A 16,411-nucleotide genomic window follows, 5' to 3' on the forward strand; every position below is an offset into this window, starting at 1 on the left:
GCATTCAGTACAAGCAAAAGATGAAAACCATTCCGCAGCATCAAAAAAGGGATGCACATATTAGCATCCCTGGATTAGCTTTAGGTCTTATAAAACATTCATTTTGTTTGATTTCACCTGAACCGGACCCATGCCGCGCGGAAGTTCAACATTCTCACGTGTTTGGGCATTCAAAGCTTCTGCAATATAATCAGCCGCAATATTTGGATCTAAATTGCCGCAAGTGTATACATCTATGCTGGCATAACCGTGTTCCGGAAAACTGTGAATCGTTAAATGGGATTCAGAAATGATAACAACTCCGCTGACTCCTTGTGGAGCAAATTTATGAAACGCCACTTCGCGAACCTCTGCACCAGATTTTAAAGCAGCCTCTACGAACGTTTTTTCAATGAAATCCATATTATTTAATTTGTCGAAGTCACAGCCCCAAAGCTCAGATATGACATGTCTGCCAATAGTTTCCATAATCAATCTTCCCCCTTTATGTAATAAGAATGAAAAAGGTAACAACTACCACGGGGGAAAGTTAGTCCAAAGAGGTCCTAACCCTTTAAGTAGCCATTATGTGAGCTTATGTGTAAAGTTCACGATTCAAAGTATACTTTGTTTATTTTTTTTTTGCAATAGATTTTATCATTTTGATTTTAATAATCTCTGCCTGCCGCAAATTGAGCAAAATAATGAATTTCCTCTGAAGGCCGCCTGCATCCTCGGCGTACGGCCTGACCTATTGCCCCCGCAGGAATCAGAATTCTTCACCTTATCTTCCATCTGCCCAGAACGTCAGGATTACTTTTTTCTTTACCTCACAGGCCCGCACAGAAACTTCCAAAATAAGACAAAATCTATTAAACTGCAATTTAAAAGTCATTCAGACCTGCCAATAGGATGTGATATATTATTGGGTCTAAAGTCATCAATAACCTGAGTCGGGTGGAATCTGTATTCATCCCTCTATCAAAGCCGAATGAATCTTTAGAAAGAGTTCTTTTTCCATCACCAGGCACATCCAGCTGGATATTTTGCCTCATATAAGTATAAATGGAATGATGCAAACCAATGGATATAAGCTGAAAACCTCCCCTGACATTACCTTCCGCAAATCCGAAAAAACTGCTGAACACAAAAACAGCTGCAGGCAAGCTCAAGTAGAGCTTGCCTGCAGTCTGAACAGGTTCCGTCCTTTAATCAAGATTCGCTTTTTTAACCGACCTTTACTTTCGATGTTTCCGCTTCCAATTTTGCTGCTACTAATTTGACCAGGTCGACTACACGGTTAGAGTATCCCCATTCATTATCATACCAAGCGAGCACTTTCACTTTATTTTCTCCGATCATCATTGTTGAAAGTCCATCAATAATGGCCGAATGAGGATTCGTTTTAAAATCGCAGGAAACGAGGGGCTCAGTTGTATACTCCAAAATGCCTTTCAATTCATTTGCAGAGGCTTTAATGAATGCACAGTTTACTTCATCGATTGTGACTTCCCGCTTCAGATCTACTACTAGATCCACTAAAGAAACATTTGGTGTCGGCACGCGGAGCGCCATCCCATGCAGTTTTCCTTTTAATTGAGGGAGTACAAGCGACAGGGCTTTAGCAGCTCCTGTTGTCGTAGGGATAATGCTTTCCGCAGCAGCACGGGCCCGTCTCAAATCTTTATGAGGGTTGTCTATATTATTCTGGTCATTTGTATAAGAATGGACGGTCGTCATTAATCCATTCACGATTCCGAAATGATCTTCCAGAACCTTTGCAACCGGTGCAAGGCAATTTGTCGTGCACGAAGCATTCGAAATGATGAAATGTTCATTGATATCCAGTACGTCTTCATTGACTCCCATCACAATCGTGACATCTTCTTCTTTTCCCGGTGCGGACAGGATAACTCGTTTTGCACCTGCCTCCAAGTGAAGAGCTGCTTTATCACGTGCGTTGAATTTGCCTGTTGCTTCCACCACAATATCTACGTTCAGTTCATTCCAGGGCAGTTGCTTCGGATCGCGGTTATTTAACAGCTGTATACGTCGCCCGTTCACCACAAGGGCATCTTCTTCCGGAATAACAATGCCATCGAATTTACCATGAATCGTATCATATTTGATTAAATGGGCTAACGTTTCGGCAGGATAGCTGGCATTCACGGCTACAATATCTATTGTTTCATCCATTATAGCTTTCCGGAAGACCATTCTTCCTATTCTTCCAAAACCATTAATCGCTATTCTCGCATTCATTGTTCGCAACCTCCCTGATTAATGTTATACTTTTTAGTTCCTGATAGCAATTAGTATAACATATATTATGTTTGATTAGTAAGAAAATTGCAGAATCAGTGATTTTATTTTCAGCTTAATAGCGGAAATCACTAAAAAGCACCGTTTAGTATGTACTAAACGGCGCTTCTTTTATAATACATTCCATTTTTCAAGAATAGCGCGAATTTGACTTGCTGTTTCTTTAAATTCTCCGTTATTGTTTACCACTTCATCTGCCAGCTTCTTTTTATCAGCCAAAGGCATTTGCGAACGAATCCTTGCTTCAGCCTCTTCCTTTGTAAATCCATTGCGCTTCATGAGACGGGACAGCTGAATGTCTTCATCCGCATAAATAAGGATGGTCTTCTCTACCATATACGTCAGCTTGCTTTCAAACAAAAGCGGAATATCCATAAATACAGTCTCCGCTCCTGCTTCGAAAGCTGCCTCTGTCTCCTCTTTCATCCATTTTCGGACCTGGGGATGGACAATCCTGTTAAGGAGCAGCCTTTTTTCTTCATCCGTAAAGACAATTGCCCCAAGCCTTGGGCGGTCCAGACTGCCATCCTCCTGAACGATTTCCTTACCAAAGGCATCGACAATTTCCTTGTACGCCTGTTCGCCCGGTTCTACCACTTTCCGAGATGCAATATCCGCATCGATGACCGAAAAACCGAGTTCTTTCAAATAATTGCTCACGCTGCTTTTTCCGCTGGCGATTCCGCCGGTGATTCCTATAATTTGCCGCATAATTTTCCCCTTTTAACAATTCAATTAGAATTTGAACATTCCTATAAAAATGAGCATGACTCCTGGCAAAAAGGATAATTTCTGCATCCAGATTTTATTAGAAAGCAATTTACCGCTCTGGAGTCCCGTCCAAATAAATACAGAACTCATGACGGCAATGCATACACCCAAGATAAGGGGAGAGATGCCCATCATGGCGGCGCCGATTCCAGCCCCAAAGGCATCCAGTGAAAGGGCGAATCCAAGAACAAGCGCCTCAATGCCGGTGATGGTCCCTGACTTATCAAAATCAGCATTCATCGGTTTCTGCAGAATATTGATTACAACTCCAAGCGACTTGATTTCATAGTTAAAAATAATTTTTTCATGATTTTCTTCTTCTATCGTTTCTTTTCCTTGTTTAAAAAACTGATAAACCATCCAAAGACCTAGCAGAATTAAGATGGCTCCGCCCGTTTTTCCAGCAGCTGATTCTGAAATAAGCTGACTGATGAAGTCACCGATCAGCATAGCTATCCCCAAACTTAGTGCAGAGCAGACCGAAATGACAACAATTGATTTAAACGGAATGGCCATTTTTTTCATGCCAAAGGTCATTCCCACTCCAAAACCATCTATGCTTACTGCAAATGCAAGAATAATAAGCTGTAGCCACATGTTCTTTTTAGGCTCCTTCCATCCATCCTGACTGCTAGGATAGTATATGGCAGGAGCCCGCCCATTGTGTGCCGCACTTTTCATTGGCACTCTTCTCGCCGGATTCCCGGCAAGAGAGCTGCATACAGCCAGTTAGCATGAAGTTTTTCTTATGGAAGCAGCGGCTGGCATGACGGGCAAATATGCGTGCCCCTTCCCCCAACCACCAGTTTCTCAAGCGGTGTGCCGCATGTTTTGCAATCCTCTCCCTTTCGTCCGTAAACGAGCAGCTCTAATTGGAACATGCCAATCTGGCCCTGTGAATTAATATAGGAGCGAATGGTGCTCCCTCCTTTTGCCACTGCTTCGCCAAGGGTTGCGACAATTTCCCGGTGCAGACAGGTCACTTCCTCTTCGGTCAGAGAGGAGGCCGTTCGTTCAGGATGGATTCCCGAGCGGAATAATGATTCATCCACATAGATATTGCCGATGCCTACAACTACCGTTTGATCGAGAAGAACCGGCTTTATTTTCCGGTTCGTTTTAGACAGCCTTGCGCCTAAATATTCCGGAGTGAAATCGGGAGACAAAGGCTCCGGACCTAAGTGAAGAAGCGGCAGGCTTTTCATCTCATCCCCTTTATTAAAGAGGTGCATCGTGCCGAATTTCCTTACATCTCTATATCTCAATTGAGTTCCGTCCGTAAAGGAAAAAATAACATGGGTATGCTTGTCATACGGCTCATCCTTCGGGCAGACCGCATATTTTCCTTCCATCCTTAAATGGGAGACCATTGAATAATCATCCAACAAAAAGATCAGGAATTTCCCCCTGCGTTTAATCTGGCGAATCGCCTGTCCCTTCAATGCATCCTGAAACTGCTCAGGCTGTTCCGGAGCTTTAATGATTTTAGGCCACAGGACGGTTACTTCTTCAATTTCTTTGCCGAGAACAAGCTGTTCCAGCGTTCTCCTGACTGTTTCTACCTCTGGTAATTCCGGCATTTTCTTCACCTGTCTTCATTTATTTTGCATCAAACCATGTCGGTCCGTAAGAATAATCCACTTTAAGCGGGACAGCAAGCTCTATCGCATTTTCCATCTCTTCAGGAACGATTTTCTCCATGATCTCCACTTCTTCAGGAGGAACTTCAAAAATCAGTTCATCGTGGACCTGCAGAAGCATCTTGGCCTGAAGCCCTTCTTTTTTCAATCGTTTATCCATATTAATCATTGCTAATTTAATGATATCAGCGGCGCTTCCCTGAATGGGAGTATTCATGGCTGTCCGCTCTGCAAAGCTGCGAATATTAAAGTTTCTGCTAGTGATTTCAGGGATATACCTGCGTCTGTGCAGCAGCGTGGTGCTGTACCCTTTCTCCCTCGCTTCTTTAATACTGCTCTCCATGTAATCCTGAACACCTGGGAAGCTGTCCAAATATTTAGCAATAAATTCCCCAGCTTCTTTCCTTGTAATTCCTAAACTTTGCGAAAGACCGAAATCGCTGATTCCATAAACGATTCCGAAGTTAACGGCCTTTGCCTGCCTGCGCATATTCGATGTGACTTCCTCTGCACGCACATGAAAGACATCCATTGCGGTTTTCGTATGGATATCCATCCCCGCCCGGAAGGCTTCAACCAATCCTTGATCATTGGCTATATGGGCCAGAACCCGAAGCTCAATTTGCGAATAGTCGGCTGCAAAAATAAGCCAGTCTTTGTTTTCCGGAACAAAAGCCTGCCGGATTTTCCGCCCTTCTTCCAGCCTGATTGGAATGTTTTGAAGATTAGGGTCCGTTGAACTTAATCGCCCGGTTTGTGTTAATGCCTGATTAAAACGGGTATGGACTTTATCCGATGACGGATCCGCCACCTTCAGCAAGCCTTCGATATAAGTTGACTGCAGTTTTCCGAGCTGACGGTACAGGAGAATTTCATGAACGATTTCATGCTGACTCTCCAGCTTTTCCAGCACGTCTGCCGATGTCGAATACCCGGTCTTCGTTTTCTTCATGACAGGCAGCTGCAGCTTTTCAAATAAAATGACGCCAAGCTGTTTCGGTGAATTGATGTTGAAAGCCTCTCCTGCCAGGCTAAATATTCTTCCTTCAATAGCATGCAGACGCTGCTGAAGCTCCTGGCCCATCTTTTTCAGGCGTTCGATATCGACTTTAATCCCCTGCCATTCCATATCAGCAAGGATGAGCGCAAGCGGAAGCTCGAGATTTTCTAATAAATCATATTGTTCATGCTCTGTAAGCCTGTCCGTGATGATCCCTTTCAGTTCCAAAAGCTCTTTCGCTTTTCTCGCAATATGAATGCTCAGTTCCTGTTCTTCCGGAATTCTCCGTTTTGCCCCTTTTCCGAAAAAAGCCTCATCACTTACAAGGGTGGCTTTTCCTTTCTGCCCTTTCGATATGGCAGCAATATCTTCAGCTGAAACGGATGGATCCAATATATAGGAAGCAAGAAAGAGATCAAAATCAATGCCTTTCATCCATATTCCCCGGTGTCTGAGAGACACAATGGTCCGTTTGGCATCGTAGACCGTTTTTTTCTTTGTTTCATCCTCTGCCCAGTTTTTGAATGTTTCAGAAGCTGAAGCCGTTTGCTCTGTAAAGAAAAAATGGCCGTTTTCATTGCTGACTGCAATGCCTATGATAGGGGAATGGTGGTAGTTATCCTCTAGGATTTCCACATATACGCCATTTTCGTCGGCAAAGTGGTCCTCTGTGATCTCTGTAACGACTTGAACCTCTATTTCTTCCTGTTCTGGCTGATCACTTGCAGCAGCCCCATCCAGCTTGTCAAGAAGAGACTGGAAGCCCAGCTCTTTATAAAAACCGGAAACTTTCTCCGGATCCATGCCTGTATATTCCGTTTCTTCCACTGTTACTTCCAGCGGAGCCTGCCTTGTGATTGTCGCTAATTTCTTGCTTAATACAGCTAAATCCTGATTGTTTTCCACTTTTTCTTTTAACTTTTGACCGCTGATTTCTTCTTTAGAGCTGATCAGGTTCTCGACAGTCTCAAATTGATGGAGAAGCTTAAGCGCCGTTTTTTCCCCTACACCCGGAATGCCTGGAATATTATCAGAAGCATCCCCCATCAGCCCTTTCAAATCCACAATTTGTGCTGGCTCCAGGCCATATTTTTTACGAATATGCTCTGGCGTATATTCCTCAATGTCGGTGATTCCTTTCTTCGTGATCGAAACTGTTGTCTTCGATGATGAAAGCTGAGTTAAGTCTTTATCCCCGGAAATGATTTTCACTTCAAATCCTTGTTGCTCGGCTTGAAGGGAAAGAGTTCCAATAATGTCATCCGCCTCATAATTTTCCAATTCATATCTTTTAATTTGGAAACAATCGAGCAGCTCTCTTATAAAAGGAAATTGCTCTGATAACTCAGGCGGAGTCTTCTGCCGTCCACCCTTATATTCCTTGTATTCAGAGTGCCTGAATGTTGTTTTTCCTGCATCAAAAGCGACAAGCATATGTGTCGGCTTTTCTTCCTCTAAAATTCGATTCAGCATCATCGTGAAGCCATACACAGAGTTTGTATGGATCCCTTTATCATTATTTAAAAGCGGCAGCGCAAAGAAAGCCCGATATGCGATACTGTTTCCATCTATTAGCACTAATTTTTTTGTCAAAATAAAAATCCTCCTATCAAAAAATGCTTGTTGTGTCCAAGCATCATACACATAAAAAAGCCGATCATTTCTTCTTTCATTTTAACATGTAAAACAAAAGAAAGAAAAATGACCGGCTCTTTGCCCGATTTCTTCCATAGTATAAGGTAATCTTTATTTGCTGCCTGTATGCCGCTTTGGAAGTTTGACTGTAAAAACTGTCCCTTCACCGACACGGCTCCTGACTGAAATATCTCCATTATGCACTTCCACAATATGTTTTACAATCGACAGACCCAGTCCTGTCCCTCCCGAATCCCTGCTTCTTGCTTTGTCAATCCTATAAAACCGTTCGAAGATTCTTGGAAGTTTCGACTCCTCGATTCCCGGTCCGTTATCCTCTACTTCTACCTGGATGCATTTCGCGATTTCTCTTACCCGGATTGTAACCTGTCCATGTTTGGGCGTATAGGTCAGCCCATTCGTAATAAGATTCAGGAAGATTTGCTTAATCCTTTCAGCATCCCCCTCGATAATCGGCAGCTCATCCGGTGCATCCAACGTAAGCGTAATTTCTTTCTCTTCCGCTTTTTTACTGAGCATGGTTTGAACATCATCTAAAATCTCTAAAATATCCACTTCCGAGACTTTGAGTGTAAACTCATGCTGTTCCATCTTGGATAAATTCAGTAAGTCCTGAATCAATCTCTGCAATCGGTCTGTTTCCTTTAGAATAATTGATAGAAAGTGACGTGCTGATGCTTCATCATGAATCGCACCGTCCAAAAGCGTTTCCGAGAATCCTTTGATGGACGTAACCGGTGTTTTTAGTTCATGGGATACATTCGCCACAAAGTCTTTACGAACCTGCTCCAATTTTTTCAGTTCGGTAATATCATGGAAAATAAGGATAATTCCTTTCCAGTCATCATACGTTCCGATAATCGGAGCTCCATAAATCTCATAATGCTTTGTATCCAGATGAACAGGAATCTCCACTTGCCGTTTGATGCTTTTTTCTGTCATGAAAATTTCTTCAATGATGGAGATAACTTCTTTCTGCTTAATGACATCATAGTAGGCTTTGTTAACAAAGTTCTCCGGCTTGATAGAAAAGAGCTTCCGGTACTCACGATTAATGAGTGTAATTTCACTTTTCGGATCGATGAGCATCACACCGCTTCCTATGTTTTCAATCATCGTCAGCAGCTGATCTTGATTGGTTTCCCTTTCCCGGTCTGTCTTAGCCAGATTCCGGGCCAGTGTATTCAATGAATGGAGCAGCACCCCGATTTCACTCGGATATTTTCCTCCTCTGGCCCTGACACGGTAGTTCCCTTTTGCCAGTTCATCAGCTGTCTCTGATGCTGTTTTGATTGGCTTCGCATAGCTTGAAGCGATTCTGCTTCCGATAAAGAGAAGAATAAAAAATACCAGACCTAGAATCAGGAACAGAATCTTCCACATTTTTTTCACAAGCGTTTCATAGCCGGCAATATCATTGCTTTGTACCGCATACCCTTCGATCTGTCCATCCTTTTTGAGAGCTTTCCAAAAATATTGGCGCTCATCTTTAACCGACTCTGTTCCTGCAGCATGTTCTCCCTTTTCTTCCGTAATTATCCGCTGAATCGCAGGATCAAGCACCTGCCCCTTTGATTTTCCATTACTGTATTCAAATAGAATGTCACCGTCTGCGGACAGAATCGTCAAATCGGAATCAATTAAAGGAAGAAGCTTCTGCTCCTTTTGCTGTTCTAAAAAACCGCCGATTCCTCCGGATTCTTCGATATATTTCGAGATAAATGCCGTTTCTTTCTCAATTCGCTCATTATATGTATGAAAAAAGGTTTCCTTAAACAACTGGCCTAATGATAGCCCTGCCGCCACAAGCACGACAATGACCAGGGCTGCCAGTGCAAGAATATATTTTCTTCGAAAGAACATCATTACGTGACCGGCTCCTCCATTTTATATCCCAGTCCCCTAATGGTTTTAATATAAGCCGGTTTCCTGGTATCCTGCTCAATCTTATCGCGCAAATGACTGATGTGAACATCGACAATCCGAGTATCTCCCGCAAAATCATAATTCCATACTGCACTCAGCAGCTGATCTCTAGTCAGCACTTTCCCTTTATGTCTGGCCAAGTAGACCAGCAATTCAAATTCCTTAGGGGTAAGCTCCAAAAGAGTCTTATCCAAAAAAGCTTCATAGCGTTCTGTATAGATACTTAGATTGCCATAACGATATACTTCCTCTTCTTCAGAATTGTGGCTGTCTTGGTAATCCTGACTTTTAGTACGGCGCAAAATCGCCTTAATCCTGGCAACAACTTCTCTCGGACTGAATGGTTTCGTCAAATAATCATCTGCTCCTAATTCAAGTCCCAAGACTTTATCAAATTCATCGTCTTTGGCTGTTAACATTAAAATGGGCACATTCATTTTCTGAAGCCGGAGTTCCTTGCACACTTCCAATCCATCCAGTTTGGGAAGCATAAGATCCAGTACGATGAAATCAGGGTTTTCCTTTACAGCGAGCTGCAATGCCTCTTCACCGTCAAAAGCCGTGATCACTTCATATCCCGCCTGCTCTAAATTGTATTGAAGCAAAGTAACAATTGATTCTTCATCATCCACTACCATTATTTTTTTTGGCATATTGTCCTCCTGAGCTTGAGTATAACTAGATAAGATAGCTGTTACTTCCTTTATTATAATGAATTATAAATCCCATAGTAAAATCTTAACGAATAATCTATAATCTCTTAACATTGCCTTTACAAATAGAAAGAGTTTTTATTATCAAATCATTCGTAACTTGACAATCCCCTGCAAAGATTCGAAACTTACTGTGTCAAACCGCTTCGCTTGCAAGAAAACGGCACCAGATGATGAGCCAAGCGAATGTCTTTCAAACCGTTACTTAAAAGGCCTTTATAAAAAAATTCATATCCAGGCGCAAGCCATGTATATCCCCTTCTCATTAAGGCATTATGATAATTTGATTATGGAAGACGGGAGAGATACTTCAGAACATCCCGCGTCACGATTTTCATGATTTTGATTAGTTTTACCAATTTTTTTTGGTTCATTCTGCGTTTAGGACGTGCGTATTCACGCAGTGAAAATAACGAGAACATGCGCCTTGAAACGGAGCTGCCCATCCCATTAAGTATAAAAAAAGGAAAGGAAGCTCACATATGCAAGCTTCCTTTCCTTGGAATATCGTTAAAAATTATAGATTTTTGATTAGCTCGTCTGCAAACTCAGAGCATTTTACTTCTGTTGCGCCATCCATTAGACGGGCAAAGTCATATGTAACGACTTTAGAAGCGATTGTTTTCTCTACAGAAGCTGTAATGCTTTGCGCTGCTTCAGTCCATCCAAGGTGTTCAAGTAAAAGAACGCCTGAAAGAAGAACAGAAGAAGGGTTCACTTTATCTTGTCCAGCATATTTAGGAGCTGTACCGTGAGTAGCTTCGAAAATAGCATGTCCAGTTTCATAGTTGATGTTTGCTCCCGGAGCGATACCGATACCGCCAACCTGTGCAGCAAGTGCATCAGAAATGTAGTCTCCATTCAAGTTCATTGTTGCAACAACATCGAACTCTTTTGGACGAGTAAGGATTTGCTGTAAGAAGATATCAGCAATAGAATCTTTAATGATGATTTTACCTTCCGCTTCAGCAGCAGATTGTGCTTTATTAGCAGCTTCAGTGCCTTCAGCTTCTTTGATTTTATCATATTGGTTCCAAGTGAATACTTGGTCAGCGAATTCAGTTTCAGCCACTTCATAGCCCCAGTTCTTGAATGCGCCTTCTGTGAATTTCATGATGTTTCCTTTGTGAACTAATGTTACAGATTTGCGTCCTTCTTTGATTGCATAGTTGATTGCAGCGCGGACAAGACGTTTTGTACCTTCTTCAGATACTGGCTTGATGCCGATTCCAGAAGTTTCAGGGAAACGGATTTTGTTAACGCCGAATTCATTTTGCAAGAAAGAGATCAATTTTTTCACGTCATCTGAACCTTTAGCATATTCAATACCTGCATAGATGTCTTCAGTGTTTTCACGGAAGATAACCATGTCTGTATCTTCTGGACGTTTAACCGGTGAAGGCACGCCGTCAAAGTAACGTACAGGACGCAAGCATACGAATAGGTCAAGCTCTTGACGCAAAGCTACGTTCAATGAACGGATTCCTCCGCCAATTGGAGTTGTAAGAGGTCCTTTGATTGCGATTAGATATTCATTAATTGTTTCAAGAGTTTCTTTTGGAAGCCATTCACCTGTTTTATTGAATGCCTTTTCTCCAGCCAAAACTTCTGTCCATTCGATTTTCTTTTCGCCATTGTATGCTTTTTCAACTGCTGCATCCAATACACGGGAAGCTGCAGCCCAGATATCAGGACCGATTCCGTCTCCTTCGATAAAAGGTACTACTGGGTTGTTTGGCACATTTAATACGCCGTTAGTTACTGTGATTTTTTCACCTTTTGTCATGTCTTCCATACCTCCGATTCAAATTCAAAGGCTAGTGACTTTCCGGCATCGGTTGTCATCTAACCTTTTTCACTCACAATTATTAATTTACTACATATCGACCGAAAATTTAAATAAAATATTTAAAAAATTATCTATTTTCAATCGGTACGTATTTTTGCATTCCCGGTCCTGTATAGTCTGCACGCGGGCGAATCAAGCGATTGTTCGCATATTGCTCAAGGATATGGGCAATCCAGCCAGATGTACGGCTGACAGCGAAGATCGGCGTGAACAGATCATGCTCGATACCAAGACTGTGGTATACAGATGCAGAATAGAAATCTACGTTTGGCGGAAGATTTTTCTGGCCTGTTACCATGTCATTGATCTTAATCGACATTTCGTAATATTCAGGCTGACCAGTAAGTTCAGTTAACTTTTGGGACATTTCTTTCAAATGCTTGGCACGCGGATCGCCTTTACGGTAAACACGGTGGCCGAATCCCATGATTTTTTCTTTGTTTGCTAGTTTTTCATTGATGTAATCTTCTACTTTATCAACAGAACCAATTTCTGTAAGCATTTTCATAACTTGCTCGTTTGCTCCGCCGTGAAGAGGTCCTTTTAAGGCGCTGATCGCAGATGTTACACCAGAATAAATATCAGATAATGTAGCCACACATACACGTGCAGTGAAAGTAGAAGCATTCAATTCATGGTCTGCATGCAGAACTAATGCTTTGTTAAAAGCTTCTTCTTCAATTGCAGTTGGCTCTTTTCCGCTTAACATGTATAAGAAATTGGCCGCAAAGCTCAAATCTGTACGCGGAGCAACTGGCTCTAATCCCTTTCGGATCCGTGCGAAAGCAGTTACAATCGTACCGATTTTTGCCTGGATGCGGATTGCTTTGCGATAATTCGCCTGATCATCCATGACATCAGCTTCTTCATCATAAAGGCCAATTAAAGAAATAGCTGTACGAAGGGCTCCCATTGGATGCACTTTATCAATTGGATAAGATTTGAAATGGCTGATTACTTCAGCAGGAATTTCTGCATTGTCAGCCAGCTGCTTCGTCAGCTCTTCCAATTGAGATTTTGTTGGAAGTGCACCATGCCATAATAAGTAGGTTACTTCCTCAAAAGATGCATTTGAAGCCAGATCATCGATGTCATATCCAACATAAGTCAGTGTATCGTCAATGATGGAACTTACTGCTGAAGTAGTTGCTACTACGCCTTCTAGTCCTTTTGTTGCTGTCATACAAAATCTCTCCTTTTCTGAATATTCCCCTATGCCCTTTTCAGTCGTTCATTCAAAGCGTCCCAGAAGCAGCCAGCCAAACTATATGTCTATTTTTCAAGCAGAAGAAAAGCTCTTCGATTGAAAGCGTTAACAATAAAGGCGCATTGTCTTAGCAGGCCTTGTATTCATAGCGCATATACCCCTACATTCAAAGTTTGAGGCTTATCCTAGCGAGCGCTTGCTCAACATATGCATCTTGTCATAAAAACAATCCTTATATAATAATTGCTTTTCAAGCTGCAGATTAATAAATCTTGGGCAGTTACAAGATTATTATAAACAAAAAAGACTTTTTTGGGAATGGAAAGCACTTAAATTCCCAAAAAATTATTATACCATTAGAAATACTTATGGCTTACCATAAGCCTGATCTAAACCTTCTTAGCTATTTTTTCACTCACAGACCTATTCACATATTGTCTTTCGTTCTCTGCATAGACTGTTTTCCTTCTTTTTCCTCTTAAATTGGAAATCTCCTGACTTTTACGGCCTTGATTTTATTTCAAAAAAATAATAAATGACGAACCATTCCTTTATTTTATGAAATTGAACAGCTGCATGCAAAGATAGGCGATTCCCGCTCCAATAAGCGGACCAACTGCCACTCCTTTGAAGAGGGCTACCGCCAATATCGTTCCAAAAACAAGGGCCGTCGTAATATGCGGATCATTGGCAAGCAGCACCAGGCCGTTCTTTGCGATAAGCGCTACCGCAATTCCGGATACTAAAGCAATCCAGGCATATGGCGATTTCAAGGCATCTCCGAGTTCTTTAAAACCAATTGCCCCAGTAGCGATCGGAATCAATACAGCAATTGTAATAACGGTTACTCCGAGATTAATGCCTTTCGATTCAAGATAGGGAAATATCTTCGCATCGAGACCAATCACCTTACAGATCAGCAAAAAACCTGAGGCCATCATTAAGGCTGTATTTTTAGCAAAAAAACCAATAACCAAAAGCATAATTAAAAACAAAAATGGACCTGACATCTTTCCCCTCCTCTGTTTTATATTAATATAGTTTCTTAGCTTTCTTTAGGAAGCTGTTTTCGGAAGAATGATTGATTTTCCCGCTGCTATTCTAGTATATAGCAGAAAGGTGTTCTGGAGATAGCCGTTTTCGGGCGCTCTCCGCTGGCTGCTGATGACCAAAAAAAGAAGCTGCCGGATATCGGCAGCCGCATAAATCACTCCATTTTTTTGATTCCCTTCATAAGGAATAAAGAAACCGCCCTGCATAAGGGCGGCCAGATTGTCAACAAAAGTAAGCATCGCCTGCATGGACAATTTTTAATCCCTCGAAGGGTTGTCCATCGCATTCCATGCTTTTCTTTGCGACTTGCATATATTTGTTTGATATCGCTTTGATGACGAAAATGATCTGCTTCCTCCACATACTGTGCCCAAATATGAGTTCATAATTTTTACCGAAGGGTAGAAAAGTGCAGTACTTCTGAATGAAATCCAAACCCTAAAAACCAGCGATACGCCATATTCGTTTCAATTTCTCTTATTATCTGACGCATAGAACGAATTCCAAATACATATTGAACAAATGTCATTTTAATGAATACGACTGGATCAACACTAGGTCGGCCTGGTGTTGAAAACAGTGATTCAACTAGTGGATAGATGAAAGAAAAATCAATCGCTGATTCATGCTTTCTGACCAGGATCCTGTGGTACAAGTTGCTCTATTGTAATCATTTCCATTTGATCACGTCACTTATTTGATTTTTCGGCATCCTATCCATTCACCTCAGACATTTATTTAGAAAGGAGTTGATTATAGTGCAGGCGGCTGCTCGTGCGGGAAAAGCGTGAAGGCCGATACCCCGCAGGAGCAAAGCGACGAGGAGGATTGGGCCACGCCCGCGGAAAGCGTCCGCCGAAACGAAAGTCAACTAACTCTATTTCAAAAGCTATTACTTCTATTTTAAAAGAAAAAAGACTGCAGGCAAACTCGAAATTTCGAGTTTGTCTGCAGTCAGAACCGCCCTGAATAAGGGCGGCCTAATCATTATTTTGACGTTTCAAATTGTGCCGTTTCCGTTGACCCTGCAAGAGCTGTTGTAGAAGAAGTGCCTCCCGATACAACCTGTGCCACTTCATCAAAGTACCCTGTACCGACTTCCCGTTGATGGCGCGTTGCAGAATAGCCGTCTTTTTCACTGCTGAATTCAGCTTGCTGAAGCTCTGAATAAGCAGCCATACCGCGCTCCTTATAACCAAGAGCAAGGTTAAACATGCTGTGATTTAAGGAATGGAAACCAGCCAATGTAACGAATTGGAACTTGTATCCCAGCTTGCCAAGTTCAATTTGATAATTCTCAATTTCTTCGTCACTTAATTTCGCTTTCCAGTTGAATGAAGGCGAGCAATTGTAGGCAAGTAATTTTCCAGGAAATTCCGCATGGATCGCTTCTGCAAAACGGCGGGCATCTTCAAGGTTTGGCTCTGAAGTTTCACACCAGATCAAATCAGCATATGGGGCATAGGCAAGTCCTCGTGCAATTGCCTGATCCAGTCCTGCCTTCGTTCTATAGAATCCTTCCGCTGTACGCTCCCCTGTAATGAACGGAGCATCAGCCGGATCAATATCATCCGTAATTAAGTCAGCCGCATCTGCATCCGTACGGGCAATCAGAATGGTTGGCGTTCCCATGACATCTGCAGCAAGCCTGGCAGAAACCAGATTGCGCACAGCTGTCTGCGTCGGAAGGAGAACCTTTCCTCCTAAGTGTCCGCATTTTTTCTCTGAAGAAAGCTGATCCTCAAAGTGCACACCTGCTGCGCCAGCCTCAATCATGGACTTCATCAATTCAAAGACATTCAGTGCTCCGCCAAATCCAGCCTCTGCATCGGCCACGATTGGAGCAAACCAGTCGATATCTGTTTTCCCTTCAGAATAAGAGATTTGATCTGCACGCTGCAGAGTTTGATTAATGCGCTTTACAACCTGCGGTACAGAGTTTGCCGGGTACAGACTTTGATCTGGGTACATCTGTCCGGCAATATTAGCGTCAGCCGCAACCTGCCAGCCGCTTAAATAAATCGCTTTCAATCCGGCCTTTACTTGCTGCATGGCCTGGTTTCCCGTAAGTGCTCCAAGTGCGTTAATGTAATCTTCTGTATGAAGCAGATTCCATAACTTCTCGGCTCCCCGGCGGGCAAGAGTTTGCTCGATATCGACGGAACCTCTTAATTTGATGACTTCTTCTGCTGAATACGGCCGTGTAACTCCCATCCATCTTTCATCTGTTTCCCAGCTTTTCTGTAATTGCTGCACTCTTTCATTTGTCATGTTACATTCCTCCTAATATTATTT

13 protein-coding genes and 1 pseudogene are annotated in these 16,411 nt (G+C 42.3%); all 14 read right to left on the bottom strand.

Going from position 1 to position 16,411, the window contains the following annotated elements; translation table 11 throughout:
- Positions 1–87: 87 nt before the first annotated feature.
- Entirely contained in the window at positions 88–468 is a 381-nt protein-coding gene (gene speD / locus BQ4305_RS07330) for an adenosylmethionine decarboxylase (protein WP_110927186.1), read from the bottom strand.
- A 738-nt stretch (positions 469–1,206) separates the two neighbouring features.
- Positions 1,207–2,241 (bottom strand): glyceraldehyde-3-phosphate dehydrogenase, encoded by a 1,035-nt coding sequence (locus tag BQ4305_RS07340; protein ID WP_110927188.1) that lies wholly within the window; start codon positions 2,239–2,241, stop codon positions 1,207–1,209.
- 171 nt (positions 2,242–2,412) lie between these two features.
- Entirely contained in the window at positions 2,413–3,012 is a 600-nt protein-coding gene (coaE, locus tag BQ4305_RS07345) for a dephospho-CoA kinase (RefSeq protein ID WP_110927189.1), read from the bottom strand.
- A 24-nt stretch (positions 3,013–3,036) separates the two neighbouring features.
- On the bottom strand, positions 3,037–3,753 hold the full coding sequence (gene ytaF, locus BQ4305_RS07350) for a sporulation membrane protein YtaF (RefSeq protein WP_267888092.1): 717 nt from the start codon (positions 3,751–3,753) through the stop codon (positions 3,037–3,039).
- A gap of 65 nt (positions 3,754–3,818) precedes the next feature.
- Positions 3,819–4,652, bottom strand: coding sequence for a DNA-formamidopyrimidine glycosylase (gene mutM, locus BQ4305_RS07355; RefSeq protein WP_110927190.1), 834 nt, complete (start codon positions 4,650–4,652; stop codon positions 3,819–3,821).
- A gap of 19 nt (positions 4,653–4,671) precedes the next feature.
- Positions 4,672–7,305: a DNA polymerase I gene (gene polA, locus BQ4305_RS07360; protein WP_199880605.1), complete on the bottom strand. Its 2,634-nt coding sequence runs from the start codon at positions 7,303–7,305 to the stop codon at positions 4,672–4,674.
- Positions 7,306–7,458: 153 nt separating this feature from the next.
- The gene (gene pnpS, locus BQ4305_RS07365) at positions 7,459–9,234 is read right to left on the bottom strand and encodes a two-component system histidine kinase PnpS (RefSeq protein ID WP_110927191.1); all 1,776 of its coding nucleotides are present in this window, start codon (positions 9,232–9,234) and stop codon (positions 7,459–7,461) included.
- On the bottom strand, positions 9,234–9,947 hold the full coding sequence (locus BQ4305_RS07370) for a response regulator transcription factor (RefSeq protein ID WP_110927192.1): 714 nt from the start codon (positions 9,945–9,947) through the stop codon (positions 9,234–9,236). Before BQ4305_RS07370 ends, pnpS begins: the two co-directional genes overlap by 1 nt.
- Before the next feature lie 577 nt (positions 9,948–10,524).
- Complete coding sequence (icd, locus tag BQ4305_RS07380) at positions 10,525–11,793, bottom strand: NADP-dependent isocitrate dehydrogenase (RefSeq protein WP_110927194.1); 1,269 nt, start codon at positions 11,791–11,793, stop codon at positions 10,525–10,527.
- A 130-nt stretch (positions 11,794–11,923) separates the two neighbouring features.
- The gene (gene citZ / locus BQ4305_RS07385; protein WP_110927195.1) at positions 11,924–13,039 is read right to left on the bottom strand and encodes a citrate synthase; all 1,116 of its coding nucleotides are present in this window, start codon (positions 13,037–13,039) and stop codon (positions 11,924–11,926) included.
- 575 nt (positions 13,040–13,614) lie between these two features.
- Entirely contained in the window at positions 13,615–14,073 is a 459-nt protein-coding gene (locus BQ4305_RS07390) for a DUF441 domain-containing protein (protein ID WP_110927196.1), read from the bottom strand.
- Between the two features lie 45 nt (positions 14,074–14,118).
- On the bottom strand, positions 14,119–14,370 hold the full coding sequence (locus BQ4305_RS07395; RefSeq protein WP_199880606.1) for a hypothetical protein: 252 nt from the start codon (positions 14,368–14,370) through the stop codon (positions 14,119–14,121).
- A gap of 123 nt (positions 14,371–14,493) precedes the next feature.
- Positions 14,494–14,837, bottom strand: a pseudogene (locus BQ4305_RS07400) (transposase); the annotation flags it as partial.
- A gap of 266 nt (positions 14,838–15,103) precedes the next feature.
- Complete coding sequence (gene aceA / locus BQ4305_RS07405) at positions 15,104–16,387, bottom strand: isocitrate lyase (RefSeq protein WP_110927198.1); 1,284 nt, start codon at positions 16,385–16,387, stop codon at positions 15,104–15,106.
- Positions 16,388–16,411: the final 24 nt, after the last annotated feature.

Source organism: Bacillus massiliglaciei (genome assembly GCF_900098925.1).
Lineage (GTDB): Bacteria > Bacillota > Bacilli > Bacillales > DSM-1321 > Peribacillus > Peribacillus massiliglaciei.